3 protein-coding genes and 1 pseudogene are annotated in these 2,341 nt (G+C 42.2%); 1 reads left to right on the forward strand and 3 read right to left on the reverse strand.

From position 1 onward, the window contains the following. The 3 genes and pseudogenes from O9290_RS20830 to O9290_RS20840 form a co-directional block, all read right to left on the reverse strand. Positions 1 to 138, reverse strand: a pseudogene (locus O9290_RS20830) (photosystem II D2 protein (photosystem q(a) protein)); the annotation flags it as partial. 325 nt (positions 139 to 463) lie between these two features. Further along, the gene (locus O9290_RS20835) at positions 464 to 1,225 is read right to left on the reverse strand and encodes a lipoyl protein ligase domain-containing protein (RefSeq protein ID WP_002759573.1); all 762 of its coding nucleotides are present in this window, start codon (positions 1,223 to 1,225) and stop codon (positions 464 to 466) included. Continuing rightward, positions 1,188 to 1,664: a YbjN domain-containing protein gene (locus tag O9290_RS20840; RefSeq protein WP_190719255.1), complete on the reverse strand. Its 477-nt coding sequence runs from the start codon at positions 1,662 to 1,664 to the stop codon at positions 1,188 to 1,190. Before O9290_RS20840 ends, O9290_RS20835 begins: the two co-directional genes overlap by 38 nt. 309 nt (positions 1,665 to 1,973) lie before the next feature. On the opposite strand from O9290_RS20840, the gene O9290_RS20845 reads away from it, so the two are divergent. Continuing rightward, a partial coding sequence (locus O9290_RS20845; RefSeq protein ID WP_502846473.1) for an IS1634 family transposase N-terminal domain-related protein occupies positions 1,974 to 2,341 on the forward strand: 368 nt, incomplete at its 3' end.

Genomic DNA, 2,341 nt, shown 5'->3' on the forward strand with positions numbered 1-2,341 from the left:
TCCACCTAGGGCCATGAAGGCGCAGGGGAAGAGTAGTAAACCAGACCAACCGATGAAGACGAAACGGTCTCTTTTGAGCCAGTCATCGAGAGCATCAAACAGCCCTCTTTCTGGGGCGCGTCCGACAGCAATGGTCATGGGTATTTTTCCTCTTGCTTAACTGAAATCACGGGCAAGATTTCTTAACTTTTTTGAGTCTGGGATTACTCCCATTGTCTTATAAGATGGCGCGATCGATTGACTGGATTAGCTTGACTAAACTAGATGCGATCGCTAGTTAATCCTCACAAACTGTAAAAGATTAACGTTTCTTAAACTAGCACAAGCTAGACAATAATTTCGAGTTCGGTAAGACTTTGGTTCCTTGCGGTCTCTATCTACCTTTAACTATTATTAGCAAAAAATTACAAATCTATACAACTTGACTCATAATTGATTTTCTATACACACAAAAACTTTTTTGTCAATGAGTATTTATATTCATTTGTTTAATTGATCGCCACTCCCAATCCTCTAGGGGTTGCTCTAGCAATTGACAATCGAAGCATTCCTCGGCGGCGGTTTTCAGGGTAGCGATAATTGTCTCTAGGGTCAAATCTGGCGCTAAATTCAGCTTTTGAGGGGCAGCACTGGCGAAAACTTGCTCAAACAGCGAATTATCTTGCTCTAGCACCATCGAACCATGTTGGAGAACCGAGGAACCCCGTTGCAGTTGGGCGCTCCCAATAAATTTATTCCCCCAATTATCGACTAAATCCGCACCGGTAGCTGTACCGAAACAGTTAGCAGAATGGATATATCCCCGGCCGGCAGCACCGTAGGACAACTCCAGACCGATATTTTGCCAGCCTGTGATTAAAAATTGACAGATTTGCTGGTAAACTTCCCTAATATTCCCCTTCATCCCCGAATTTACCACCATATAGGTCAAATCCCCCTGATGTAGTACAGACCGTCCACCGGTAGGACGACGAACTAGGGAGATTTTTTGACCTTGCCAAGTCAAATCACGCCAAAAATCAGGATATTGCCGTTGATGATAGCCCAAGGAAATAGCCGGGGGCGACCATTGATAAAAACGCAGAGTCGGGGGATGATGACTGCAACGGTGTTGCTCTAGTAACCAAGAATCGATCGCCATTTGTCGCTCTGCCGATGAGATAATTGGAGGGATATAACGCCAAATTTTAGCTGCCACCAAAGGATTCTCGTAACATTTCATCATTATTATCTGCTACCGTCGCCACGAGAGTAATTGCTCGCGAAATCTCCCCAGCAGACAAATCGGCCACAGTGCGCTGAGAAATCACCACCACCTGATCATTCATAATGGCAAAATGAGATTCAAAGGTTTCGGCACAATTCATCGCTAATAACTTGCGGGTTAATCCCAATTCATCCTTAACGGGTAATTTCAGCACAGAAGACCACACCGTTAGAAAATCATCATCGCTTTCCCCAGTTAACTGTACAAATACCTCAACGCTACCATACTGAAACTTCCAAAGATAACCTTTGTCTGTATGTTGTACCATAGCAGTATCATTCTGCTGCAGAGTAGAAATAACCATTTCAATCATTTCTTGGTGACTGCTCGTACTAGCCAGAAATTCATCGGTCATTGACTCTATTGCTTCTGAAGTCGCTAAACTTTCCGTGGTCATAAAAATTCCCTAAACTCGATCGATCACAATCTTATCCCAAGAGAAAAGAAAAAAGTAACAAAACAGACATAGAAGAGGGGAGTGGGGAGCTTTTTTCCTGTGATTAGTAAACAGCAAACAGTAAACAGCGAAAAGACAGAGGCTTAACCATTCTCTATATAACTGAACTTCCCCCATACATATATACCATAATAGCCGAAAACCCTTATCCATCAATGGATGCACCCCTTAACTTTCCTTAATGTACCCATGTAATTTGTAACATTTCTTAATGGACAAGAATTCTCTCCATTTGCTAAAATAGTGGTCATGTACATAGAAAAAGTTCCTAACCGTAATTCCCCCCCCGCTGTTCTTCGACCAGATTCCTATCGAGAAGGAGATCAAGTCAAAAAAAGAACCCTGGCCAATCTCTCAAAATTACCCGATGATATTATTGACAATCTGAAACTGGCTCTTAAAGGAGCAACACTGTCAATGACTGAAGGCATTCCCAATCATTTTGAAGTGATTAGAAGTCTTCCTCATGGTCATGTAATGGCTATTTTAGAGACGATTAAAAAATTAGGTTTAGATAAAATAATCAGTGAAAAATCCTCACGAATCAGAAACTTAGTGGTGGCGATGATTGTGGCAAGAATCATCAATCCTAAATCGAAACTAGCCACAGCGAGAGG

Source organism: Microcystis sp. LE19-41.2A (genome assembly GCF_027530405.1).
In the GTDB taxonomy this organism is placed as follows: Bacteria; Cyanobacteriota; Cyanobacteriia; order Cyanobacteriales; family Microcystaceae; genus Microcystis; species Microcystis aeruginosa.

Bases quoted from the DNA above. Each gene is read 5' to 3' on its own strand.
- O9290_RS20835 (WP_002759573.1), bottom strand. From the start codon at position 1,225: ATGATGAAATGTTACGAGAATCCTTTGGTGGCAGCTAAAATTTGGCGT.
- O9290_RS20840 (WP_190719255.1), bottom strand. From the start codon at position 1,664: ATGACCACGGAAAGTTTAGCGACTTCAGAAGCAATAGAGTCAATGACC.